The sequence below is a fragment of the Nocardioides sp. BE266 genome (genome assembly GCF_031457855.1).
Classification (GTDB): Bacteria; Actinomycetota; Actinomycetes; order Propionibacteriales; family Nocardioidaceae; genus Nocardioides.
Genome location: NZ_JAURTI010000001.1, coordinates 815,184 through 838,354, shown reverse-complemented (window position 1 = coordinate 838,354; position 23,171 = coordinate 815,184). Strand labels below are relative to the sequence as shown.

At 73.4% G+C, this 23,171-nt stretch carries 21 protein-coding genes; 12 read left to right on the top strand and 9 right to left on the bottom strand.

The annotated features are described in order from the left end of the window. Position 1: 1 nt before the first annotated feature. Together J2X46_RS04040 and J2X46_RS04035 are read right to left on the bottom strand one after the other, a co-directional pair. Positions 2-580, bottom strand: a complete 579-nt coding sequence (locus J2X46_RS04040; RefSeq protein WP_310247184.1) for a hypothetical protein — start codon at positions 578-580, stop codon at positions 2-4. Beyond that, positions 577-1,464 (bottom strand): oxygenase MpaB family protein, encoded by an 888-nt coding sequence (locus tag J2X46_RS04035; RefSeq protein ID WP_310247181.1) that lies wholly within the window; start codon positions 1,462-1,464, stop codon positions 577-579. The genes J2X46_RS04040 and J2X46_RS04035 overlap by 4 nt, the downstream gene beginning before the upstream one ends. Positions 1,465-1,533: 69 nt before the next feature. On the opposite strand from J2X46_RS04035, the gene J2X46_RS04030 reads away from it, so the two are divergent. The 3 genes from J2X46_RS04030 to J2X46_RS04020 are packed head-to-tail and all read left to right on the top strand — an operon-like array spanning position 1,534 to position 3,505. Next, positions 1,534-1,890 (top strand): hypothetical protein, encoded by a 357-nt coding sequence (locus J2X46_RS04030; protein WP_310247179.1) that lies wholly within the window; start codon positions 1,534-1,536, stop codon positions 1,888-1,890. Between the two features lie 59 nt (positions 1,891-1,949). Next, on the top strand, positions 1,950-2,408 hold the full coding sequence (locus J2X46_RS04025; protein ID WP_310247177.1) for a MerR family transcriptional regulator: 459 nt from the start codon (positions 1,950-1,952) through the stop codon (positions 2,406-2,408). A 56-nt stretch (positions 2,409-2,464) separates the two neighbouring features. Next, positions 2,465-3,505, top strand: coding sequence for an NAD(P)-dependent alcohol dehydrogenase (locus J2X46_RS04020; RefSeq protein ID WP_310247175.1), 1,041 nt, complete (start codon positions 2,465-2,467; stop codon positions 3,503-3,505). 108 nt (positions 3,506-3,613) lie between these two features. Here the strand turns inward: J2X46_RS04020 and J2X46_RS04015 are convergent, their stop codons facing one another. From J2X46_RS04015 to J2X46_RS04005, 3 genes are read right to left on the bottom strand one after another with little or no spacing between them, the layout of a single operon-like run. Next, positions 3,614-5,263 carry a DNA repair helicase XPB gene (locus J2X46_RS04015; RefSeq protein WP_310247173.1) on the bottom strand — a complete coding sequence of 550 codons (1,650 nt, stop codon included), beginning with the start codon at positions 5,261-5,263 and terminating at the stop codon, positions 3,614-3,616. 10 nt (positions 5,264-5,273) lie between these two features. Next, the gene (locus tag J2X46_RS04010) at positions 5,274-5,798 is read right to left on the bottom strand and encodes a CGNR zinc finger domain-containing protein (protein ID WP_310247171.1); all 525 of its coding nucleotides are present in this window, start codon (positions 5,796-5,798) and stop codon (positions 5,274-5,276) included. Positions 5,799-5,832: 34 nt separating this feature from the next. After that, complete coding sequence (locus J2X46_RS04005; protein ID WP_310247169.1) at positions 5,833-8,100, bottom strand: helicase C-terminal domain-containing protein; 2,268 nt, start codon at positions 8,098-8,100, stop codon at positions 5,833-5,835. A 72-nt stretch (positions 8,101-8,172) separates the two neighbouring features. On the opposite strand from J2X46_RS04005, the gene J2X46_RS04000 reads away from it, so the two are divergent. The 6 genes from J2X46_RS04000 to J2X46_RS03975 all read left to right on the top strand — a co-directional run bounded on the left by J2X46_RS04000 (position 8,173) and on the right by J2X46_RS03975 (position 15,458). Beyond that, positions 8,173-8,988 carry a protein phosphatase 2C domain-containing protein gene (locus tag J2X46_RS04000; RefSeq protein ID WP_310247166.1) on the top strand — a complete coding sequence of 272 codons (816 nt, stop codon included), beginning with the start codon at positions 8,173-8,175 and terminating at the stop codon, positions 8,986-8,988. After that, entirely contained in the window at positions 8,985-10,199 is a 1,215-nt protein-coding gene (locus tag J2X46_RS03995) for an FHA domain-containing protein (protein WP_310247163.1), read from the top strand. The genes J2X46_RS04000 and J2X46_RS03995 overlap by 4 nt, the downstream gene beginning before the upstream one ends. 11 nt (positions 10,200-10,210) lie before the next feature. Then, on the top strand, positions 10,211-11,290 hold the full coding sequence (locus tag J2X46_RS03990; protein WP_310247161.1) for an RDD family protein: 1,080 nt from the start codon (positions 10,211-10,213) through the stop codon (positions 11,288-11,290). 46 nt (positions 11,291-11,336) lie between these two features. After that, on the top strand, positions 11,337-13,172 hold the full coding sequence (locus J2X46_RS03985; RefSeq protein WP_310247158.1) for a helix-turn-helix domain-containing protein: 1,836 nt from the start codon (positions 11,337-11,339) through the stop codon (positions 13,170-13,172). Positions 13,173-13,269: 97 nt separating this feature from the next. Beyond that, a complete protein-coding gene (locus tag J2X46_RS03980) occupies positions 13,270-14,040 on the top strand; it encodes a 3-hydroxybutyrate dehydrogenase (protein ID WP_310247155.1) in 771 nt (256 codons plus the stop codon). A 47-nt stretch (positions 14,041-14,087) separates the two neighbouring features. Then, positions 14,088-15,458 carry an MFS transporter gene (locus J2X46_RS03975; protein ID WP_310247152.1) on the top strand — a complete coding sequence of 457 codons (1,371 nt, stop codon included), beginning with the start codon at positions 14,088-14,090 and terminating at the stop codon, positions 15,456-15,458. A 57-nt stretch (positions 15,459-15,515) separates the two neighbouring features. On the opposite strand, the gene J2X46_RS03970 is transcribed toward J2X46_RS03975, so the two are convergent. Continuing rightward, positions 15,516-17,630 (bottom strand): S8 family serine peptidase, encoded by a 2,115-nt coding sequence (locus tag J2X46_RS03970; RefSeq protein WP_310247149.1) that lies wholly within the window; start codon positions 17,628-17,630, stop codon positions 15,516-15,518. A gap of 203 nt (positions 17,631-17,833) precedes the next feature. Here J2X46_RS03970 and J2X46_RS03965 point away from each other — a divergent pair, with 203 nt between their 5' ends. Continuing rightward, the gene (locus J2X46_RS03965) at positions 17,834-18,229 is read left to right on the top strand and encodes a cold-shock protein (protein WP_310247147.1); all 396 of its coding nucleotides are present in this window, start codon (positions 17,834-17,836) and stop codon (positions 18,227-18,229) included. Positions 18,230-18,241: 12 nt separating this feature from the next. On the opposite strand, the gene J2X46_RS03960 is transcribed toward J2X46_RS03965, so the two are convergent. Then, the gene (locus tag J2X46_RS03960; protein WP_310247145.1) at positions 18,242-19,720 is read right to left on the bottom strand and encodes an MFS transporter; all 1,479 of its coding nucleotides are present in this window, start codon (positions 19,718-19,720) and stop codon (positions 18,242-18,244) included. Between the two features lie 98 nt (positions 19,721-19,818). On the opposite strand from J2X46_RS03960, the gene J2X46_RS03955 reads away from it, so the two are divergent. Next, positions 19,819-20,613: a DUF3027 domain-containing protein gene (locus tag J2X46_RS03955; RefSeq protein ID WP_310247142.1), complete on the top strand. Its 795-nt coding sequence runs from the start codon at positions 19,819-19,821 to the stop codon at positions 20,611-20,613. Between the two features lies 1 nt (position 20,614). On the opposite strand, the gene J2X46_RS03950 is transcribed toward J2X46_RS03955, so the two are convergent. Together J2X46_RS03950 and J2X46_RS03945 are read right to left on the bottom strand one after the other, a co-directional pair. Further along, positions 20,615-21,280 (bottom strand): methyltransferase domain-containing protein, encoded by a 666-nt coding sequence (locus J2X46_RS03950; RefSeq protein WP_310247139.1) that lies wholly within the window; start codon positions 21,278-21,280, stop codon positions 20,615-20,617. Continuing rightward, on the bottom strand, positions 21,277-21,576 hold the full coding sequence (locus J2X46_RS03945) for a DUF2530 domain-containing protein (RefSeq protein WP_310247137.1): 300 nt from the start codon (positions 21,574-21,576) through the stop codon (positions 21,277-21,279). Before J2X46_RS03945 ends, J2X46_RS03950 begins: the two co-directional genes overlap by 4 nt. Before the next feature lie 69 nt (positions 21,577-21,645). On the opposite strand from J2X46_RS03945, the gene J2X46_RS03940 reads away from it, so the two are divergent. Further along, a complete protein-coding gene (locus J2X46_RS03940; RefSeq protein WP_310247134.1) occupies positions 21,646-23,133 on the top strand; it encodes an NCS2 family permease in 1,488 nt (495 codons plus the stop codon). The last annotated feature ends 38 nt before the right edge of the window (positions 23,134-23,171 follow it).

Below are 23,171 nucleotides of genomic sequence, written 5' to 3'. Positions count from 1 at the left end.
CTCAGCCCTGCGAGAGCTCCGCGATCTCGCGGTCGAGGTTGGCGCGCGCCCGCGCCTCCCACAGCTCACGTGCTCGGGCTGAGTGGAAGAGCGACGGCTTCGACGCGAGGTCCTGCAGCACAGACAGCCGGCCCGCCCGGAAGTCCTCGTCGGCGACGTGGGCGAAGTCGGCCCGCACCCCGGCGACGTAGGCCGCGTAGCGCTCGGGCTCGGCGGCCAGGATGCCCAGGTCGGCGTCGCTGAGGGCGCACCCCGCAGGGTCGTCGTCGGCCGGGCGGTGGTCGACGGTCATCCGCACCAGCCGCGCCACCTCGTCGGCGTACGGCGTCGGGAGGGCGCGTTCGGCCCACTGCGCGGACCGCTCCTCGTCGTCGGCCGCGCCGTCGTACACCCCGTCGTGGAACCACGCCGCCAGCACCACGGTGATGTCGTCGGTGCCGAGCTCGTCGAGGCGCTCGAGGACCTCGCGCAGGTGGGTCAGGTCGTGGTAGCCGTCGCGGTCCCACGCGGACAGCAGCTCGTCGCGGAGCTCGCCGTGGTCGGGGAGCGGCCACAGGTGCTCGAGGTCGACGTGGCTCATGCCCGCGCCGCCTCCCGCAGTGCGCGGGCGTGCTCGTGGCCGGAGGCCATCGCCCAGCGGATCGCGCCCGTCGACACCTTGCCCAGCGCCCGGCCGACGGTCCGGTCGAGCGCGACGTCGAGGACCGGCGGGTGCGGGAGGCCGAGCTCGCGGCGGGCCGACTCCGGCGTCAGCGACACGGCCGCGCCGACCAGCGAGAGGTAGGCCGGCCGCGCCGCGAGCGGCAGGTCGGGATGCCACACCAGGAAGCGGATCGCGTCGCGCGCGGCGTCCGTCCCTCGCAGCTCGGGTGCGTACGACGCCAACGTGGCGCGCAGCTCGTCCTCGGTCTGCGGCGCGTCGACGACCCCTAGGTGGCCGGCCGCGACGGAGGTCTGGGCGACGTACTCGTCCCGTTCCGCACCGACCAGGGGCCGGTGCCCGAACCGGTCGTGGGCGAGCAGGAAGCTGTGGATCTCCGCGGCGTGCACCCAGCCCAGGAGGTGGGGGTCGGAGGCGGTGTAGGGGGTCCCGTCGGGCATCGTGCCCGTCACGGACTCGTGCGCGCGCTGGACGGCGCGGATGATCTGGAGCGCGTCGCGCTCGGTGCCGAAGGTGGTCATCGCGATGTAGGTCGACACCTGCGCCAGCCGGCCCCACATGTCGCCGCGGTAGCCCGAGTGGTCGGCGACGCCCTGCATCGCTGCCGGGTGCAACGACTGCAGCATGATCGCGCGGATCCCGCCGACGAACATCGACGCGTCCCCGTGGACCCGGCAGATGGGCGAGCCCACCTCGAACCACCGCGGGCCGCTGGTGCCGTGCACGCGTTCGCGCTGGCGCTGCCCGTCCGGGCCGGCCACCTTGCGGAACAGCTCGGAGCCGATGCGGTCGCGGATGCTCACGTCGCCGAGCGTAGCGGCGGGCCGACAAACGCGGTGGTGCCCACGGGCGTGCCCGGCGATGCTGTCCGGGTGATCGAGCTCGCCGCCCGCGCCCGGAACCTGCCGGCCCCGCCGGGTGTGGTCTTCGAGTCCCTGACCCGGCCGGAGCGTCCCGGCGCCCGTCCGTGGCTGGACCTCGTGGATGACGAGGTGGCGCCCAGGATCCTGTCCGCGGAGGCGGATCGCCGACTCGTGTGGTCGTCGCTGTGGCCCACCCGTCCCGACGACGAGGTCCACTTCGAGCTGGCTCCCGAGGCCGGCGGCACGCGGCTGCGGTTCGTCCTGCTGACGCCGGAGGAGATGCCGTCGGACGGGGAGCTCGGCCGGCTGCGGTTCCGGCTGAACAAGATCCTGTGGGCCGACCTGCGGCTGTCGTACGGCCAGTGACCGGGTGTGACGTAGCAGACCTTTGACTTCGAGTGCTCGAAGTTCCTACGGTCGATGACGTGACCATCCACGCCACCCGCAGCTACTCCATCAAGGAGGCGGCGGCCCTCACCGGACTGCCGGCCAGCACGCTGCGCTACTACGAGCAGATCGGCGTCATCACCCCGATCAGCCGTGGTGCGAGCAGCAAGCACCGGGTCTACGACGAGGACGACCTCGACCAGCTCATGGCGGTGTCCTGCCTCGCCGCGACCGGGATGTCGGTCAACGACATGCGCCAGTACATGGCGAACTCACGGCTCGGCGCGCAGGCCGCGGCCGACCAGCAGCAGCTCCTCGAGGAGCAGCAGCGACGGCTGGCCACCGAGTCCGAGGCGCTGGTCCTGCGCCAGCGCTACGTCGCGCTCAAGGTCACCTACTGGCAGGCCGTCGCGGCCGGCGACCGGGCCCGTGCCGAGCAGATCTCGGTGCAGGCCTCGACGCTGGCCGACGAGCTGCGCCAGGTCGGCAAGGACTAGTCACGGCCCGGGACCGGAGTCCCGTGGCACCACCCCCGAGAACGAAGGACTTCAGCATGCGCGTTAACGCCTATGCAGCACCCGCGGCCGGCGAGCCGCTCGCCCCCACCACCATCGAGCGCCGCGACGTCGGTCCCCACGACGTGCTCATCGCGATCGAGTGGGCCGGCATCTGCCACTCCGACATCCACACCGTCAACGGCGACTGGGGCCCGCAGCCCTTCCCGGTCGTGCCCGGCCACGAGATCGTCGGCACCGTCACCGAGGTCGGCCCGGAGGTGACCACCCACCGCGTCGGCGACCGCGTCGGCGTCGGCTGCATGGTCAACTCGTGCGGCGAGTGCGCCAACTGCCGCAACGGCGACGAGCAGTATTGCCTCAAGGGCATGGTGGGGACGTACGCCGCCACCGACCGCGACGGCACCACCACCCAGGGCGGCTACTCGACCCACGTCGTCGTCGACGCCGGCTTCGTCCTCTCCGTGCCCGACGGCATCGACTCCGCCGCGGCCGCGCCGCTGCTGTGCGCGGGCATCACGACGTACTCCCCGCTGCGCAGGTGGAACGCCGGCCCCGGCAAGAAGGTCGCCATCGTCGGCCTGGGCGGGCTCGGCCACATGGCCGTCAAGATCGCCCACGCCATGGGCGCGGAGGTCACCGTCCTCTCGCAGTCGCTGAAGAAGCAGGAGGACGGCCTGCGACTCGGCGCCGACCACTACTTCGCGACGTCCGACCCCGACACGTTCGACGCCCTCGCCGGTTCGTTCGACCTGATCGTGAACACGGTCAGCGCCTCGATCGACGTCAACGCCCACCTCCGACTGCTTGCAGTGAACGGCACGCTGGTCAACGTCGGCGCGCCGCCGGAGCCGCTCCCGGTCAACGCGATGTCGCTCATCGGCGGCCGGCGCTCCTTCGCCGGCTCGATGATCGGCGGCATCGCCGAGACCCAGGAGATGCTCGACTTCTGCGCCGAGCACGGCATCGCGGCCGAGGTCGAGGTCATCGCGGCCGACCAGGTCAACGAGGCCTATGAGCGGGTGCTCGCCTCCGACGTGCGCTACCGCTTCGTGATCGACGCCAGCACGCTCGCCTGACGTCGTACCCCTGACGCTCCACCATGGGATGTCGGCAGATGGGCACTTGCCTGCGTCAAGTGACGTGGGCAAGTGCCCGTTCAGCCACATCCCATGGTGAACAGGCAGTCAGGCGGACTCCGCCGGCAGGTCCCCGGCGTCGATGATCCGGTAGGCGTAGCCCTGCTCGGCGAGGAAGCGCTGGCGGTTCTGGGCGAAGTCGGCGTCGACGGTGTCGCGGGAGACGATCGTGTAGAAGTGCGCGCTGCGGCCCTCGGTCTTGGGGCGCAGCAGCCGGCCGAGGCGCTGGGCCTCCTCCTGGCGCGAGCCGAAGGAGCCGCTGACCTGGATCGCCACCTCGGCCGAGGGCAGGTCGATGGAGAAGTTGGCGACCTTGCTGACGACCAGGAGGCCGATCTCGCCGGACCGGAAGGCGTTGAAGAGCCGCTGGCGCTCCTTGACCGGCGTCTCGCCCTTGATCACCGGGGCGTCGAGCAGCTCGGCGATCTCGTCGAGCTGGTCGATGTACTGCCCGATCACCAAGGTCGGCTGGCCGGCGTGCTGCCGCACCAGGTCGCGTACGACGTCGATCTTGGCGTGGGTGCAGGAGGCCAGGCGGTAGCGGGTGTCGGGGTCGCTGGTGGCGTAGGCCAGCCGCTCGCCGTCGGGCAGGGTGACCCGCACCTCGACGCAGTCGGCGGGCGCGATGTAGCCCTGCGCCTCGATGTCCTTCCACGGCGCGTCGTAGCGCTTGGGGCCGATGAGGGAGAAGACTTCGCCCTCGCGGCCGTCCTCGCGCACGAGCGTCGCGGTCAGGCCGAGGCGGCGCCGCGCCTGGAGGTCGGCGGTCATCCTGAAGATCGGCGCCGGCAGCAGGTGCACCTCGTCGTACACGATCAGGCCCCAGTCGCGGGCGTCGAGCAGCTCGAGGTGCGGGTAGACGCCCTTCCGCTTGGTCGTCAGCACCTGGTAGGTCGCGATGGTGACCGGGCGGATCTCCTTCACGGCACCGGAGTACTCGCCGATCTCGTCGGGCGTCAGCGACGTCCGCGCGACCAGCTCGTCCTTCCACTGGCGCGCGCTCACGGTGTTGGTGACGAGGATCAGCGTGGTCGCCTGCGCGTGGGCCATCGAGGCCGCGCCGACGATCGTCTTGCCCGCCCCGCAGGGGAGTACGACGACGCCCGACCCGCCGTCCCAGAACGACTCGGCCGCCTCGCGCTGGTAGGGGCGCAGCGTCCAGCCGTCCTCGGCGAGGTCGATCGCGTGCGCCTCGCCGTCGACGTAGCCGGCGAAGTCCTCGGCCGGCCAGCCGAGCTTGAGCAGCGCCTGCTTGAGGTTGCCGCGCTCGCTCGGGTGCACCGCGACCGTGTCGTCGTCGAGGCGGGCGCCGACCATGCCGGCGATCTTCTTGGCGCGCAGCACCTCCTCGAGCACCGGGCGGTCGGTGCTCGACAGGACCAGCCCGTGGACGGGGTGCTTCTCCAGCCGGAGCCGGCCGTAGCGACCCATCGTCTCGGCGACGTCGACCAGCAGCGCATGCGGGACGGCGTACCGGCTCCAGGTGAGCAGCGCGTCGACGACCTGCTCGGCGTCGTGGCCCGCGGCGCGCGCGTTCCAGAGGCCGAGCGGGGTGAGGCGGTAGGTGTGGATGTGCTCCGGTGAGCGCTCCAGCTCGGCGAAGGGCGCGATCGCCTTGCGGGCCTCGGGGGCCGACGGGTGGTCGACCTCGAGCAGGAGCGTCTTGTCGGACTGGACGATCAGGGGGCCGTCGTTCACGGGTAAGACCTCACTGGGCGGCGGCCTTCTGGCGGGCGCGGAAGGCGGCCACGTTGGCGCGCGAGGAGCAGCGGTCGGAGCAGTAGCGGCGCGACTGGTTGGGCGAGGTGTCGACGAAGACGTTGTCGCAGCGCGGCTCCGAGCAGATGCCCAGGCGGGTGGCGCCGAGGTCGCACACCAGGTTGGCCAGGCCCATCAGCGACTCGGCGATCAGGAGCTCGGCCACCGACGAGGCTCGGTTGGTCACGTGCATGTGGAGGTGCTCGGGGTCGTGGTCGGAGATCATCGGCGTCACCGGGTGGGTGGCGAGTAGGTCGTTCAGCGAGCTCACCACGAGGCGTACGTCGTCGACGTCGGAGGCCTCGAACACCGGGCGCAGCTCACGCAGGAAGGCGTGCAGGGTCGGCACGTCGGCCTCGACGAGGGAGCGGTGCAGCCACGAGCGGTCGGCCAGGTGCTCGCGCAGCGCCTCCTCGTCGGGGAGGTCGGCGTTCACCAGCGCGGCAGCACGCTCGGCGTAACGGATGAAGTCCACGGGCACCAGTCTACGGAGGTGCCCCTTACATCCGTCAGGCGCGGCGGACCCCGGTGATGCGGTGCACAGCGAACTCCCGCACGTCGTCGGCCCGGTGGTCGTACGCCGACAGCCGCCCGCCGTCGAGCCGCCGCGGGTCGACGACCCGCTCGCCCGTGGCGCCGTGGTTGTCGACGTAGCCGATGACGACGGTGCTGCCACCCTCGATCGCCTCCCGCAGCGCGGCCAGCGCACCCGAGGGCGTGGTGGTCTCCACCGCCGAGGGCCGCGACGACTCCGCGCGGTCGCCGGCGCGGATCGCGGTCGCGACCGCCTGCACCTGCGCCGCCTGCCGCGCCTCGACCGCCCCGGCCGGACGACGCCCACGGCGGCCGCGGGCGCGCTGGAGGTCGGGCCGGCTGACCCGCACGGTGCCATCGGCGGCCTCGACCACGGGTGCGGCGCCGAGCTCGCGCAACCGCGGCAGCAGCACGTCGAGGGGTGAGGTCGCGATGGCGACGGTCGGCGCGAGCAGCCGCAGCCCCAGCGTGCGGGCGCGCGGATCGTGGACGAGCGCCGCCAAAGCGGCCTCGTCGTCGGCGCGGAGGAACGCCTCGGCGTGCCCGACCCGCACCGTGCCGAAGGTGCGCGCCACGTCGTCGACGAGGAACTCGAGCGGCTGCGGGACCGGCGTCTGCGAGACCGAGGTGAGGAAGTCGCGCACCTCGAGGGCGGTCCGGCCGGCGTCGAAGCCGCGGCGCAGCGAGCCGGAGGTGAACCGGTAGACGGTCGCCCCGCCGCGCGACTCCACGTCGGCGAGCAGGTGCAGCCGGCGCGCCACCTCGGTCTCGAGCGGCCCGGGGGCGACGGCGGTGAGGTCGGCCTGGAGCAGCACGTGGTCGACCGGGCGGGGGAGGTGCGCGTCGATCGCGGACGCGGCTCCGGGCAGGTCGCCCGCGGCCACGAGCCGGCCGCTCGGCGGCAGCCCGCCCGCTCCGCTCACGCCCATCGCCGCAGCCTCCGCGAGGGCGGCGGCGACCAGGTCGGAGAACACCGTCGGTCGGCGCGGGCGCAGCCAGCCGATCCGCTGCACCACCGACGCGATGCCGGTGCCTGCTGCCAGCACCTCGCCGTCGGGCACCTCGGCGAGCACCTGCAGCGCCAGGCGGCGGGCCTCCTCGGCGAGCCCGCTCGAGAGCTCCGGTGCGAGCGCGTTCCAGGTCTTCCCGGCGGCGTCGCGGCGACCGACCAGCGACGGCACCCGGCTGCTCGCCAGCCAGCCGCCGACCAGCCGCGCCCACCGCTCGGAGATCGGGCGGCCGGACCAGACGTCGAACTCGTCGGTCGGCAGCCACGCGGGCGAGCCGTCGGGCTCGGTGCCCTCCGCGACCAGTCCGGCGGCCTGGGCCGCCTCGACGATCAGCGCGGCGCCGGGCTCGTCGACGTGCAGCTCGCGCGCCACCGCCTTGAGGTCGCGCACGGCCAGGCCGCCGCTGCGCAGCACGCCCGGCGGCTCGACGCCCCAATGGTCGAGCAGCAGCTCCACACGTCGTACGACGTCGAAGGCGGCGCCGGCCGCCGTGCGGGCGACCAGCGCGGCGTCGCGCGCGGACGTGGCCAGGGACGGCACGTCGTCAACGGGCTCCGTCGTGGTGCGGCCGCCGCGCAGCGCCAGCCCGACCTCGCCGGGGAGGACGACGCTGTCGCCCTCGCGCGGGACCAGCAGCCGACGGCTGAGGAGCTCCTCGGCGGGCGACGCGGCGTCGGCGGGGGAGACCGTACGCCGCGCGGCCCCGGTGGTGCCCTCACCGCCGTGCTCGTCGACGTGGCGCAGGAGGGCGGCGGCAGCAGGGCTGAGCTCCCCGAGCCGCGCGGCCACCTCCTTCGGTGTCGCGGGCTCCGGGCTGCTGGGCCGCAGGCCGCTGACCAGGCCCGGCATCCCACGCATCGCGTCGGCGATGCCACTGAGCGCCCGGATCCCACCGGGTGCCTCCCACGCCAGGGCGAGGTCGAGCAGTCGCTGGAGCGCGCGGGCGGTGCGGTCGGGGTCGGCGTGGACGATCGAGATCAGTCGATCCGTTGTGGTTTGACCTGCAACCAGCAGGGCATCAAGGACGGAGAGCTCGAGGCGGTCGAGTCCGTCGAGGGCGCGGTGGAGAGACGAGCGCGTGGCGGCCCGGGAGGCCAGCTGCGAGGAATCCTGAGGGGCGGGCGTGGCGAGATCGGGACGAGCCCTCAGCAGCGCGACCAGGCGCTCGTCGGGCCAGGCCCGCAGCTGGTCGGCAAGGGTGCGTGCGGGTGTCGCCCGCCCAGAACTGGACATCCCTCTTACGCTACTCGCCGGACCGGCACCGCCGCCGGTCCTCACGACAGCGGGGATCGATGAGGGCAACGCATGAAGAACGTTGATCTGCACCACGGAGCGGCGAGCGACGTCGGCCTGGTGCGCAAGGTCAACGAGGACTCCTTCCTCGTCGCGCCACCCGTCTTCGTGGTCGCCGACGGCATGGGCGGCCACTCCGGCGGTGACGTCGCGAGCCAGATGGTGGTCGAGGAGTTCCAGCGGCTCGCCGAGGCCTACGACCCGGCCCGCGGCGCCGAGCACGTCGCCGACGCGTTCGCCCGCGCGCAGGCCCGGATCATCGACTACGGCGACGCCCACCGGGCGATCTCGCCGGGCTGGCACGCCGGCACGACCGCCGTCGTCGCGGTGCTCGTCGACGACAACGGCGTGACGAAGTGGCTGCTGGCCAACCTCGGCGACTCCCGCATCTACCGGATCACCGAGGGCCGCCTCGAGCAGGTGAGCGTCGACCACTCGGTCGTCCAGGAGCTCATCGACGCCGGCGAGATCACGGTCGAGGAGGCCGCGGTCCACCCCGAGCGCCACGTCATCACCCGTGCGCTCGGCAGTCCCGAGGGCATCCACCCCGACTTCTTCCTCCTCCCGCTCGGCTCGGTCGAGCGCCTCCTGCTCTGCAGCGACGGCGTCACCGGGATGATCGAGGACAAGGAGATCGAGGAGATCCTCGAGTCGGTCGCCGACCCGCGCGACGCCGCTGACCGCCTCGTGCGGGCAGCGGTCGAGGCCGGGGGCCGCGACAACGCCACGGCGATCGTCGTCGATGTGGTGGGATTGGTGAAGGACGCCAGTTACGACTCGCAGCGGCAGCTGCAGAGTCTCGAATCCAAGCTTGGGGGACGACAGTGAGCGCAGAGGCCAGGTTCGCGCCGGGGGACTGGTACGCCGTCGTCGGCGAGCACGCGACCGTGCTCCTCCCCGCCAGCCAGCGCGCCCGTGTGGCCGCGCTCTGGGAGCTCGCGGACTCCGGCGCCGATGCAGACGCCCTGCTCGACGCCCTGCTCGCCGGCGGTCTCTCCACCCTCGACCACGTCGCGCTCGTCGCCGCGAGCGACGAGGCCACCCGCCTGATCGTGCGCGGCGCGGCCAGCGCCCACGTCTCCTCGGCCGCCGGCGACGAGGTCGTCACGGCCGCCCTCGGCACCACCTGGAGCGAGCGCGTCCTGACCGGCGCCGCCAGCGTCCGGGTGACCCTCGCCGGGGACGGAGAGGTCGAGCACGTCCTCACCCCGGGCCTCGCTCGCGTCTCCGTCGTCGAGTTCGGTACGCCGTCCGCGCCCGCCGCCGCCCCGGTGGACGAGCCGGTGGACGAGCCGGTGGACGAGCCGGTGATCGAGCCGGAGCCGGTGATGGCCGCCGAACCCGAGCCGACCCCGGAGCCCGAGCCCACCCCCGAGCCCGAGCCGCAGCACGAGCCGGTGATGGCCGCCGAACCCGAGCCGGCCCGCGACCCGCTGTCCGACCCGCTGTCCGTCCCCGAGCCGCCGACCCCGCCGGTGCCCCCGGCCGCGCCCGAGCTGGAGCCGGTCCCGGCCGCCCCACTGAGCTTCGGCGAGCCCGAGGACGACCCGACCCCGACCGGCGAGACGCCCGTGGTCGCCGATGACTGGACCGACCGCGACGGCCAGACGATGGCCGGCACGCCGCACCCCGACTTCGACCGCCCGCCGATCCCCGGCCAGGAGATCGCCCCCGACGTGGTGTCGCGCCCGGTGGCCTCGCTGGTCTTCTCGACTGGCGACGTGGTCGCCGTCGACCGCACCATCCTCATCGGTCGCGCGCCCGAGGCCCGTCGGTTCGCCTCCCACGACCAGCCGCACGTGGTGACCGTGTCGAGCCCCCACCAGGAGATCTCCTCCACTCACCTCGAGATCCGACCCGGCGCTGGCGTCGACCACGGCTCGGCGATCGCCACCGACCTCGGCTCGACCAACGGCACCGTGCTCGCGCTGCCCGGCCTCGACCCCGAGGAGCTCAAGCCCGGCATCGCCGTCAGCCTGGTCCCCGGCGCCGTCCTCGACCTCGGCGACGGTGTCACCATCCAGGTGACCAACCCCTGAGCCTGACCGCCGTGACCCAGCAGCCACACGCCATGACCTACCCGATCGCCCAGCTCGAGCGACGGTTCACCGCCTTCGCCGTCGACCGCATCCTCGCGTGGGGACTCCTCGCGCTCGTCGGCTTCCTCACCGTCGCCTTCGTCACCGACGACGTGTGGACGGTCGTCGGCGTCGTGGCCGGAGCCACGGTGCTCCTCTGGCTGGTCCTCGCCGTCCTGCTCGGAGTCGCCGGCACCTCCCCGGGCAAGGCCATGACCGGCCTCCGCGTCGTCCACCACGGCACCGGCACCCCGATCGGCGTCGGCCCGGCCCTGCTGCGCTCGCTCGTCCTCGGCGTCGCCGGCCTGCCGACCTTCGGCATCGGCGTCGCCACCCTGGCCTGGACGTCCGTCGAGGACCGCAGCCGTCAGCGTCGCGGCTGGCACGACCACCTGACCCACACCGTCGTGGTCGACGTACGACCTGTGGTGGAGGTGGCGAGCGCGGCCGTCGACGAGGGCCCGCGCCACATCGTCAACCTCACCGCGATGCGCCTGATCCCCGCGCCGCCGGTGGAGGTCGTCCGCACCCCCGAGCGCTCCGAGGTCTCGATGCGGCGCCAGCCGCTGCCGCCCGAGGTGGTCGCCCCGCCGGTCCAGCAGGCTCCGCCCCAGCAGGCCCCGCCCCAGCAGATGCCTCCGCAGCAGGCCCCGCCGCAGCACCGCGCACCCGCTCCGCAGACGGCGCCCCCGCCCGCCGCGCGACCTCAGGCCCAGCCGCCGCGCTGGCGCGTGCACTTCGACAACGGCGAGAGCTTCGTCGTCGCCGGGATGGCCCTGGTCGGCCGGCGTCCCGAGCCGCGCAGCGGCGAGCAGGTCGCCCACCTCATCCCGCTCGCCTCGGCCGACATGTCGGTGTCGAAGACGCACGCGCAGTTCGGCCCCGCCCCCGACGGCACGATCGTGGTGATGGACCGCGGCTCCACCAACGGCACGATCCTGGTGCGGCAGGGCGTCTCGCGACAGCTGGCCGCCGGCAAGCCGGCCGCTCTCGTCCACGGCGACAAGGTCGTCTACGGCGACCGCGAGATGACGATCACCCGCGAGGCCTGACCCGCCACGGGTGCGCCCGCCCGTGCCCGGCGGCCATGATGTGCGCGTGCCCTCCTTCCTCGACCTGCTCTACGACGAGGCGCCGCTCAGCGCCTTCGACGAGCGCCTCGCGCAGGCCGAGCAGGGCCTCGACGAGGGTGAGGCGGCGGTCGTCCGCTCGGAGTACGACGTCGCGCTCCGGCTGCGCGACCTGATCACCCGGATGCGGTCGCGCGAGGCCGAGCTGTCCGCGCTCTACGAGACCGCCTCCGACCTCACCGCGATCCGCGACGTCGACACCATCCTGGCCGCGATCGTGCGCCGCGCCCGGCAGCTGCTGCACTGCGACATGACCTACCTCTCGCTCAACGACGAGGGCGACGGCGCCTCCTACATGAAGGTCACCGACGGCGCCCTGACCCGCGAGTTCCAGACGCTGCGGCTGCCGCTGGGCACCGGCCTGCTCGGCCTGGTGGCGCAGACCGGGGCGGCGTACTTCACCGAGGACTACGCCACCGACGAGCGGTTCGTGCACAAGGGCTACATCGACGAGGCGGTCGCCGGCGAGCAGATCCGCGCCATCCTCGGCGTCCCTCTCGTGCTCGACGGCGTCGTCATCGGGGCCCTGCTGGCGGTGCACCGGTCCGTGCGGCGCTTCCCACAGTCCGAGGTCAGCCTGCTCACCTCCTTCGCGGCCCACGCGGTCGTCGCCCTGGAGAACGCCCGGCTCTTCGCCGAGCTCGACGAGGCCAACCGCTCGCTCACCCGGCACACCGAGGCCGTCGACGCCGCCGCGCTCGCCCACGACCGGCTCACCGACCTGCTGCTGGGCGGCGGGGGAGTGGCCGAGGTCGCCGACGTGCTGTCGGCCGTGCTCGACGGCTCGGCATCGGTCTGGACGCCCGCCGGTGAGCTCCAGGCGGGCGAGGACCCCGGCCTCGACTGGTCCACCGCCGTCCCGGCCGCGGTGTCGTCGGGCCGGTCGGTGGTGATCGACGGCGGCCTGGTCGCCGCGGCCCTCGCCGGCACCGAGCACGTCGCCACTCTGGTGCTGCGACGCGACGACCCGCTCGACCTCGCTGGTCGTCGTACCCTCGAGCGCGGAGCGCTGGTCACCGCGCTCGTGCTGCTCTTCGCGCGCTCGGTCACCGACGCCGAGGAACGTCTGGGCGGCCAGCTCCTCGTCGACCTGCTCGAGGCCGACGCCGACTCGCGTGAGCGCCTGCGCGACCGCGTCCGCCGCCACAGCGCCAGCCTCGACGGCCCGGTCGTGGTCGCCGCGGCCACCATCGACGGCGCCGACCGCCACCGTGCCAGCCGGGCCGCGGTCGCACTCGCCCGCCGGATGTCCGGCCTGGCAGGGGAGCACCGCGGCGCCGTGGTGCTGGTCGTCCCGAGCGAGGACGCCCAGAAGGTCGGTGCGGAGCTGCAGGCGGCGATCGAGGCGCTGGGAGGTACGGCGACGGTCGGCGTCGCGGCGACCAGCGACGCGCTGCACGAGGACCGGCTCGTCGCCGCCCACGGCGAGGCGCGCCGCTGCCTCGACACCCTCGTCCGCCTCGGCCGCCGCGGCGAGGTCAGCGACCCGGCCGGCCTCGGCGTGGCCCGGCTGCTGCTCGGCGACAACGATCCCGAGCACGTCAGCGCCTTCGTCGAGGCGATGGTCGGGCCGGTCCGCGAGTGGGACGCGCGCCGCGGGACGGGCCTGGTGGAGACGCTCGAGGCGTGGTTCGCGACCGGCGGGCACCTCAAGGACACCGCGACCGCGCTGCACCTGCACCCCAACACCGTCACCCAACGGCTGGACCGCATCGGGGAGCTCCTCGGCGCCGGGTGGCGCGAGCCCGGACGTGCCCTCGACCTGCAGCTCGCGCTCCGGCTGGCGAGGCTCCAGGACGTCTGACACCGCGTGGTCATGTGAACCCGACACATGGTAGGCCGTGAAGTATGGCCATCAGGGCCATGTGCCGTGCGTCACTCGGTTCCCTACGGTGGAGCGCATGACCACCGCCACCCACTCCACCCCGCCCGCCCTGAGCGGTCGCCGGGCGCTCGTGACGGGGGCCGCCAGCGGCATCGGAGCGGCGGTCGCCGCCCGTCTTGCCGAGAGCGGCGCCGAGGTCCACCTGCTCGACCGCGACGAGGAGGGCGTGGCCAAGGTCGCCGCCCAGGTCCACGGCACCCCGCACGTCGTCGACCTCACCGACGAGGCGGCGATCGGGGCCCTCGACCTCGACGTCGACGTCCTGGTCAACAACGCCGGCATCCAGCACGTCGCGCCGGTCGAGGAGTTCGACCCCGAGCGCTTCCGCACCATCCACGCGCTGATGCTGCACGCGCCGTTCCTGCTCGCCCGCCGCGTGCTCCCCGGCATGTACGCGCGTGGCTGGGGTCGGCTGGTCCACGTCTCGAGCGTCCACGGCCACCGCGCGTCGGCCTACAAGGCGGCCTACGTCAGCGCCAAGCACGGCCTCGAGGGCCTCTCGAAGGTGATCGCGCTCGAGGCCGCCGACAAGGGCGTCACCAGCAACACCGTGTGCCCGGGCTACGTCCGCACCCCGCTCGTCGAGGGCCAGCTGGCCGACCAGGCCCGCACCCACGGCATCCCCGAGGACGAGGTCCTCGACTCCGTCCTGCTCGCCCGTACGCCGCTCAAGCGCCTCGTCGAGCCCGAGGAGGTCGCCGACGCGGTGGCCTTCCTGTGCAGCCCCGCCGCCACCTCGATGACCGGCTCGTCGCTGGTCCTCGACGGCGGCTGGACCGCCGCCTGACCCCTCAGCCCACCCACCGCACCGATCTCCCCGATGAAAGGCACGCCATGACCACCGAGACCACAGCACGGGCCGGCACCGGCCCGACGGGCACCGAGCCCGGCCGCACCAACATCGTCAAGGTCGTCTTCGCGTCCCTCATCGGGACGGCCGTCGAGTGGTACGACTTCTTCCTCTACGGCTCCGCCGCGGCGCTCGTCTTCGGCACCCTGTTCTTCCCCGAGAACGAGCCCTCCACCGCCACGTTGCTGGCGTTCGGCACCTACGCCCTGGGCTTCGTCGCACGCCCGCTCGGCGGCATCGTCTTCGGCCACTTCGGCGACAAGGTCGGCCGCAAGAAGATGCTGGTCGTCTCGCTCTTCCTGATGGGGGTGGCGACCTTCGCGATCGGCCTGCTGCCGACGTACGCCTCCATCGGCGTCGCGGCACCGCTGCTCCTCCTCGGCTGCCGCCTGCTCCAGGGCTTCGCCGTCGGTGGCGAGTGGGGCGGCGCCGTCCTGATGGCCGCCGAGCACGGCGACGACTCGCAGCGTGGCTTCTGGTCCTCGTGGCCGCAGGCCGGCGTGGCGCTCGGCAACCTCTTCGCCACCGGCGTGCTGTGGGTGCTCGCCGCCGTGCAGTCCGACGCGGCCTTCGAGTCCTGGGGCTGGCGCGTGCCGTTCCTGCTGAGCGCCGTCCTGGTCGGTGTGGGTCTCTGGGTGCGCCTCTCGGTCGAGGAGTCGCCGGTCTTCGCCGAGGCGAAGTCCGAGCTGGAGACGAAGGAGACGGCCCACATGCCGCTGCTCGAGGTCTTCCGGAACTACCCCAAGGAGGTCTTCCTGGCCATGGGCATGCGGATGGCCGAGAACATCGCCTACTACCTCTTCACGATCATCTCGATCTCGTTCCTGACCCTCTACGCCGGCACCGCCGACGACAAGCCGCTGATCCTCAAGGCCCTGCTCATCGGCTCGGTCGTGCACTTCGTGACGATCCCGGTCATCGGCGCGATCAGCGACCGCGTCGGTCGCCGCCCGCTCTACCTCGCCGGCGCCATCGGCGTGGCCGCGTGGTCGTGGATCTTCTTCGACCTGATCGCCTCGCGCTCCGAGGGCAAGATCATCCTCGCGATCGTCGTCGGCCTGGTCCTGCACGCGCTGATGTACTCCCCGCAGGCCGCGTTCTTCTCCGAGCTGTTCGGCACCTCGGTCCGCTACACCGGCGCCTCGGTCGGCTACCAGCTCGCCTCGATCTTCGCCGGTGCGCTCGCCCCGATCATCGCGATCGAGCTGCTCGGCGACGCCAGCGCGGGCGTCACCAACGTCCCCAAGGTCGCGGTCTACATGACCATCGCGTCGGTGATCACCGTGGTCGCGGTGCTCTTCGCGCAGGAGACCAAGCAGACGTCGCTGCGCCACGACCGCGTGCTCAGCGACTGACCTCCGCAGTCCCACGCACGGGCCGTCGTCCCCTCGGGACGGCGGCCCGTCGCTGTCTCAGCGGGTGAGGGCGACGGGAACGCGGGTCACGCCACCGCGGGCGCCGAGCCAGACCAGCTCGCCGTCATCGAGGCGGCCGGGCGTGGTGGGACCGATGACGGTGATGGTGAAACGGGCCGTCTCACCCGGCGCGAGGCGTACGGCGAGGGGCTGGACGCGCACGCGGTGCGAGGTGAAGCCCCGCGCGGTCACCGAGAAGTACTCCGGGCGGCTGCCGACGTTGGTCACCTTGCGGACCGCCGTGGTCTGCGCCGCCGACAGGAGCAGCGAGCTGGTGTTGAGGTCGGCGAGGCGGTTGCTGCGCAGGGCGCGCCGCCACGCCGACGCCGACACGTCGAAGGCCAAGTGGGCGTCGGGGGCGCGGCTGGGTAGGGCGCCGGAGCCCTGGGCCAGCACGGACGAGCGCGGGATCGGTCGCGCGGACGTGACGACCATCGAGCGCACCACGGCGGCCGACCAGCCAGGATGCTCGGCCCGCAGCAGCGCAGCGAGCCCGCTCGCGTGGGCGGTGGCGGCAGAGCTGCCGCTGAAGACGCCCCAGCTGCGGCCGGTGCCGTCGGGCAGCGCGCCCAGCACGGCGTCGCCGTCGGCCACGGCGTCGGGCTTGAGGCTCGCGCCGCGCGGGTCGCCCGACGCGCTCCACGGTGCCGTACGACGTGCGCCCGAGGCGCCCATCACGCGGGTCATCCGGACCCGGGTGTCCGGGTGGCGCGCCACCCAGCGGCTGAAGGCGCGGCCGGCGACGGCGGGCAGGTGGACGGTCGGGACGGAGTGGAAGTCGGCGGTGACGGCGCCCGGGGTGCGGTTGACCAGCACCATCGCGCGCCCATCCGCGAGGGCGACCGCCTCGGACTTGTCGATGCGCCCGATGCCGCCGCGGCGGCAGACCACGATCCGCTTCGCGACGAGGCGCGAGTCGAGGGAGCCCTGCCGGCACTGGCCGGCGTCGTGGCGCGAGGCGCCGGGTGCGGCGGCGTCCTGGGCGAGCACGGCGCGGCCGCGCACGGCAACCGGGCGACCCCCTCCGGTCCACGAAGCGCCGCCCGGGACGCTGACCCGGCCGCGCGACATCCGCCCGATGGCCGAGCCGACGGTGGTGACCCAGGGGGAGGCGTGCGCGGCGAAGGCCGAGCGCGAGGAGTTGCCGGACGCGCCGACGACCACGATGTCGGCCTCGGCGGCGCCGAGCAGCGCCCGCTGGAGGGTGTCGATGCGTTCCCCGCCGGCGAGCGCGAGGTTGAGGACGTCGACGTGGTCGGCGACCGCGGCGTCGACGGCGCTCACCACGTCGGCGGTGGAGCAGCCGTCGCCCGAGGGGTCTGGGGCGCCCCAGCACGCCTTGTAGGCCGCCACCCGCGCCTGCGGGGCGACCCCGCCGAAGCGGCCGGCGTCACGGCCGTCGACCCGCACGCTCACGCCCGCGTTGCCGGCGGCGACCGAGGCGACCTGGGTGCCGTGGCCGAGGACGTCGAGGGCCGAGAACGACTCCGACGACCGGACCCGGTCGCGGCCGAAGCCCTCGACGAACCAGCGCGCGCCCACGACCTTGCGGGTGCAGTCGTCGGCGCTCCAGCCCTCGCCCTCGCTGCACGCGCCGGTGAAGCGCTCCGGGTCGGCGCCGAGGCCCGGGACGTCGGCGAAGGCGGGGGACTCGGGGGCGATGCCGGAGTCGACGACGCCGATCACGATGCCGGCGCCGCCCCTCAGTCGCGGGCTGGCGGCGCTGCCGCGGACGGCGGCGAGCGACGTACGGCCGGCGAGCGGACGGACTGCGTCGGCCTCGATCGCGGCGATGCCGGGCTGGTGCTCGAGGGTCGAGACCTGCGCGTCGGTCAGCGGGGCGGCGAAGCCGTTGAGCGCGGTGGTCCACCGGTAGACGGGCTCGCCGGCGCCGATGGCGGCGAGCAGCGCGTCCTGGCGGGCGAGGAGGTCGGCGGCCTCGCGGGTGCCCGCGGACGTGCCGGGGCCCTGCAGCGTGACGAGGGTCAGCCCGGAGGCCGGCGCGGGCGACGGCGCCGCGTCCTCACCGAGGGCCGCGGCCGTGCCGGTGAGCGCCAGGGACAGGGCGAGGACGCCGCTCCCCAGGAGCCGCCAGGCAGGTCGTGCCCGCACGGTGCCACCTCACTTCATCGCGATCGGTCCGGTCCACCGCCCGTCCGGCGGGCCCACGAGTTTTCCATGGTCCCAGCACGGGCGTGAGCAAATCAAAGCCGATGGACCCCGAACCCGTTGGTGGTGGGCTGGTCCGGCCGCCTATCCTGTGCCGCGCCCGTGAATCCGCGGGCGGCAGAGCAAGAGTTGAGTGGAGCGGTCCTGTGCCCAGTGGCAAGGTGAAGTGGTACGACGCGGAGAAGGGCTTCGGCTTCCTCTCCCAGGAGGACGGACCGGACGTCTACGTCCACTCCGACGCGCTCCCCGAGGGCATCAGCACGCTCAAGGCCGGCACCAAGGTCGAGTTCGGCATCGCCCAGGGTCGCCGCGGCGACCAGGCGCTCCAGGTGCGTGTGCTCGACGCCCCGGCCTCCGTCACGCGCAACCAGCGCAACGCCCAGCGCAAGAGCCCCGAGGCGATGGTGACCATCGTCGAGGACCTCATCAAGATGCTCGAGGGCGTCGAGGAGGGCTACCGCCACGGCCGCCACCCCGAGCGCGCCGCGGCCCGCGGTACGGCGAAGGTGCTGCGCGCCCTCGCCGACGAGCTCGAGATCTGACGCGACCCGGGCTCAGGCCCGGGCGGGCGGCGCGGCCGGCGTCCGGCGCGGCCGGCTGACCAGCACGAAGGTCGCCCACACCCCGAGCACGCCCGCGGCGATGCCGAGGCCGAGCTGGGGCATCAGCGGCATCGCGATGCCCACGAACCCGCCGATCACCCAGGCCAGCTGGAGCGTGGTGTCGGAGCGGGCGAACGCGCTCGCCTGAATCCGGCTGGGGATGTCGCGCTGGATCGTGGAGTCGAGCGACAGCTTGGCCAGCGCCTGCGCGAGCCCGGCCGTCAGGCCGAGCAGCACCAGCGGGATAAGCCCGTAGAAAAGGGCGGCGATCACCGCGACGACGGTGTCGGCGAGCAGGGCGAGCACCACGGTCACCGACGGGTTGAGCTTGCGCAGGAGCGACCCGATCGTGATGCCGAGGGTGTTGCCGAGGCCGGCCGCGCCGATCACCAGGCCGAGCAGGACCTCGGGTCGCCAGTCGCCGATCGGGTTCTCGCGGAGCAGGAACGCCATGAACATGGTGAGGAAGCCCGAGAGCCAGCGCGGTCCGCAGTTGGCCCGCAGGGCGAACGCCACCGCGGCCGGGATCCGGGTCTTGGTGCGCCGGCCCCTGCCGGTCTCGTCGGTGCCGCCGGCCAGCACCAGGTCGCCCTCGCCCTGGCTCGCGTCGACCTTCTCCGGCAGTCGGATCGCCCAGATGGTGGCGACCACGAAGATGAGGAAGCCGTAGCGCAGCGACCACTCGGGGCCGAACGTCGAGGCGAGCACCGCGAGCGGGGCGGAGATGCCCGCGCCCACCACGCCGGCCAGCGAGACCCGGGCGTTGGCCTTGACCAGGGTCAGGTCGCGCGGGACGAGGCGTGGCACGGCGGCAGCGCGTGTGACGCCGTAGGCCTTCGAGGCGACCAGCACCCCGAGCGCGGCGGGGAAGAGCCAGTAGGACTCGGTGGCCACGGCGGTGGCGAGCACCCAGCAGAGGAAGGCCCGGATCGCCATCGTCGAGCCGATCGCCCACCGGCGGCCGTGGCTGAAGCGGTCGAGGAACGGGCCGATCAGCGGCGCGACGATCGCGAAGGGGAGCATGGTGATGCCGAGGAAGAGCGCCACCTGGCCGCGCGCCTCGCCGGTCGGCACCTGGAAGAACAGCGTGCCCGCCAGCGAGATCGCCACGGCCGCGTCGCCCGCGGCGTTGAAGGCGTGCAGCTCGATCAGCCGGGAGAGCCCGGAGTCGCCGGCGCCCTCGGCGCGCGCCGCCCGGCGCGCCTGGGTGACCGCGAACTGGCCGGCCGTGCCGGCTCCCCGCCCGGCCACGCGTGCGCCCCGGCCCGCCGCGCGAGCACCGCGGGCGGCGCCGGACAGCGAACGTCGTACGGCACTCGGGCGGGGTGGGGCAGCCGGCCCCGGGTGGGACTCCGAACGGGTCTCCGACCGCGTCTCCGAGCGGGTGTCCGACTCCTGCCCCGGCGTCGGGTCGGGGCGGTCGGTGGTCACGACACCATCTTGACCTACCGACCCGACAGCGCGGGTCAGGACGTCCTGGCTTGCGCCTCGACGGGACAGGACCACCAGGCGTTTGGCAGGATGCGCACGTGATCGCTCTTCCCGCCCGTGCCGGCAAGCCGGACTCTGCCCTCGCCAAGGCCGTCGACCTTGCGCGTGGCATCGTCCTCGAGGTCGCCGAGCCCACCGAGGTGGGCGACCACCTCGGGGCCCACGCCGAGGACGAGCGCGTCGTCACCCACCACTTCGCGTGCGTGCGGCCGGGCTACCCGGGCTGGTACTGGTCGGTCACGCTGACCCGCGCCAAGCGCGCCAAGGACATGACCGTCAACGAGGTCGTCCTGCTGCCCGGCGACGAGGCGATCGTGGCCCCCGCCTGGCTGCCCTACAAGGAGCGCATCCAGCCCGGCGACCTCTCGCCCGGCGACCTGCTGCCCGTCGAGGACGAGGACGCCCGGCTGGTGCCGACCTACCTCGTCGGCGACGACCCGCTCGACCCGCCGCTCGACTCCGACGCCAAGGCGCAGGTGCGCCGCGTCGCCGAGGACCTCGGCCTGGGCCGGGTCCGCACGCTGAGCCGCGAGGGCCTCGACATGGCCGCCGAGCGCTGGTACGCCGGTCTGGGCGGGCCCGACGCGCCGCTGGCCAAGAGCGCTCCCGACAGCTGCTACTCCTGCGGCTTCCTCGTGCGCCTCAACGGCTCGCTGGCCGACACCTTCGGGGTCTGCGCCAACGGCAACGCCAACGACGACGGCCGCGTGGTGACGCTCAACCACGGCTGCGGCGCCCACTCCGAGGTCAAGCTCGCCCGCAAGCAGCAGCCGCTGCCGCTGCCCGACCACGTCCTCGACACCCTCACCGACGACGAGATCGACAAGCTCTGACTCAGGCCTGGGCGGGCGGGTTCGGCCCGAGTGCGTGGCCGAACCACGTGGCGGCGGCCGGCGCGTCGTCGCGGGCCAGCACCCAGACGGCGTACTCCGGCGTCGGCGGGTGGAGCTCGTAGGAGCCGGCGCGCAGGTCGACCCGCAGGCCGCTCGCGACGACGTCGGCTACGAACTCCTCCGGCGGGTAGGTCCGCGCGGTCGCCGGGCCGTCGACCGGGTGGAAGCCGACCAGCACCCGGCCGCGGGGTGCGAGCTGGTCGCGGATCCGGGCCAGGACGTCGCGCTCGGTCCCTTCGGCGAGGAAGACCATCACATTGCCGACGACCACCGCGAGGTCGAACCCGCCACCGAGCTGGTCGGGGTCAACCCCCAGCACGTCGGCCTCGACGACCTCGAGGTCGGGGTAGGTCTGGCGCGACTGGGCGACCAGGCGGCTGTCGGGCTCGACGGCGACGACCCGGTGGCCGCGCGCGACGAGGGCCGCCGACACCCGGCCCATGCCGGAGCCCACGTCGAGGATCCGGGCGCCGCGACCGACCAGCACGTCGGCGAGACGGGCCTCACCGTCGACATCCTCGCCGTCGGCCACCATCCGGCCGAACTTCTCGCCGTAGCCGAGGTTGTCCTCACCCGCGAGCTCCCACCGGGTGGGAGGCAGGGTCATCCGGAGCTCCGGCGGCGACCGCCCTGGGCGGTGCGCTCCTTGCGGCGGCGCCGGCAGTACTCCAGGCCGCAGAGGCCGAGGCCGAAGCCGGCCAGGCAGGTCCACAGCCACCAGGTGCGGCCGTTGTCCTGCAGGGTGCCCCAGAAGGGGAGCAGGCCGAGGAAGCCGAGCAGCCACAGGGCGGTGCCGACCTCGGTGGTGCGCACACCGTCGACGTCGAGCGGCTCGACCTGCGCCACGATGTAGGTGCGGCTGCCGATCTCGTGCTGCGTCGGCTGCTCGTCACCCAGGTCCACGCCGACACGCTACAACGCGCCGCACGCGTGAAACACGCGCGTCACAGGGTTCTGCCAGACTGCGGTTTCGTGAGCGAGGAGACCAGGACAGCGACCCAGCCCCCGAAGGCCTCCGGCCTCGATGGCTTCTTCAAGATCAGTGAGCGCGGCTCGAGCGTCGGCCGGGAGGTGCGCGGCGGCCTGGTCACCTTCCTGACGATGGCCTACATCATCGTGCTCAACCCGCTGATCCTCGGCTTCGTGCCCGACTCGACCGGTGCCTTCCTCGGCGGTGGCGCCGAGCCCGGCAGCGGCATCCCGGCGATCGCGGCAGGCACGGCCCTGGTGGCCGGCATGCTGACGATCCTCATGGGCGGCTACGCCAACTTCCCGCTCGCGCTCGCGACCGGGCTGGGCCTCAACGCCTTCGTCGCCAACTCGATCGCGCGCCAGTCGACCTGGGGTGCAGCGATGGGACTGGTCGTCCTCGAGGGCATCCTGATCCTCGCGCTCGTCCTCACCGGCTTCCGCAAGGCGGTCTTCCACGCGGTCCCGCAGCAGCTGAAGGTCGCCATCTCGGTCGGCATCGGCCTGTTCATCGCGCTGATCGGCTTCGTCGACGCGCGCGTGGTGACCCGCATCCCCGACGCCTTCCTGACCACGGTCCCCGTCCAGCTCGGCACCGACGGCCACCTCGGGGGCTGGCCGGTCCTGGTCTTCTGCATCGGCCTGGCGCTCGTGGTCGCGCTGTGGGTGCGCAAGGTGCGCGGCGCGATCCTGATCTCGATCGTCGCCACGACCGTGGTCGCGGTCATCGTCGAAGCCGTCGGCGACATCGGCGCCTCGTCCGCGGACAACCCGAAGGGCTGGTCGCTGAGCGTGCCGACGTTGAGCGGCGACGTCGTCGGGCTCCCGAAGTTCGACACCCTCGGCGACTTCGACCTCTTCGGAGCCTTCGGCGACGCCGGTACGGGCGTGCTGGCCGCCGTGCTGCTGGTCTTCTCGCTCCTGCTGGCCGACTTCTTCGACACCATGGGCACGATGACGGCGATCGGTGCCGAGGCCGGCCTGAACGACGCCGAGGGCGTGCCGCCCCACGCGCAGCGGATCCTGGTCGTCGACTCGGTCGCCGCGATCGCGGGTGGCGCGGCCGGCGTCTCGTCCAACACGTCGTACATCGAGAGCGCCTCGGGCGTCGGCGAGGGCGCCCGGACAGGCCTGGCCTCCGTCGTGACCGGCGCTCTCTTCCTGCTCGCCACCTTCTTCACGCCGTTGGTCGCCGCGATCCCGTCCGAGGCCGCGGTCCCGGCCCTCGTGCTGGTCGGCTTCCTGATGATGCAGCAGGTCACCGACATCGACTGGCGCGACCTCGAGGTGGCGATCCCGGCCTTCCTGACGGTCGTGCTGATGCCGTTCACGTACTCCATCTCGGTCGGCATCGGCGCCGGCTTCGTGGCCTACGTCTTCATCAAGGCGGTCGTCGGCAAGGTGCGCGAGGTGCACCCGCTCATGTGGGTCGTCGCCGGTCTCTTCGTCATCTACTTCGCCTACACGCCCATCAGCGGCTGGCTGTCCTGACCTCGACAGCCTCCGTGTCGTCTTCAGCGATCCCCGGC

Bases quoted from the DNA above. Each gene is read 5' to 3' on its own strand.
- J2X46_RS04040 (WP_310247184.1), bottom strand. From the start codon at position 580: ATGAGCCACGTCGACCTCGAGCACCTGTGGCCGCTCCCCGACCACGGC.
- J2X46_RS04020 (WP_310247175.1), top strand. From the start codon at position 2,465: ATGCGCGTTAACGCCTATGCAGCACCCGCGGCCGGCGAGCCGCTCGCC.
- J2X46_RS04005 (WP_310247169.1), bottom strand. From the start codon at position 8,100: ATGTCCAGTTCTGGGCGGGCGACACCCGCACGCACCCTTGCCGACCAG.
- J2X46_RS04000 (WP_310247166.1), top strand. From the start codon at position 8,173: ATGAAGAACGTTGATCTGCACCACGGAGCGGCGAGCGACGTCGGCCTG.
- J2X46_RS03980 (WP_310247155.1), top strand. From the start codon at position 13,270: ATGACCACCGCCACCCACTCCACCCCGCCCGCCCTGAGCGGTCGCCGG.
- J2X46_RS03975 (WP_310247152.1), top strand. From the start codon at position 14,088: ATGACCACCGAGACCACAGCACGGGCCGGCACCGGCCCGACGGGCACC.
- J2X46_RS03950 (WP_310247139.1), bottom strand. From the start codon at position 21,280: ATGACCCTGCCTCCCACCCGGTGGGAGCTCGCGGGTGAGGACAACCTC.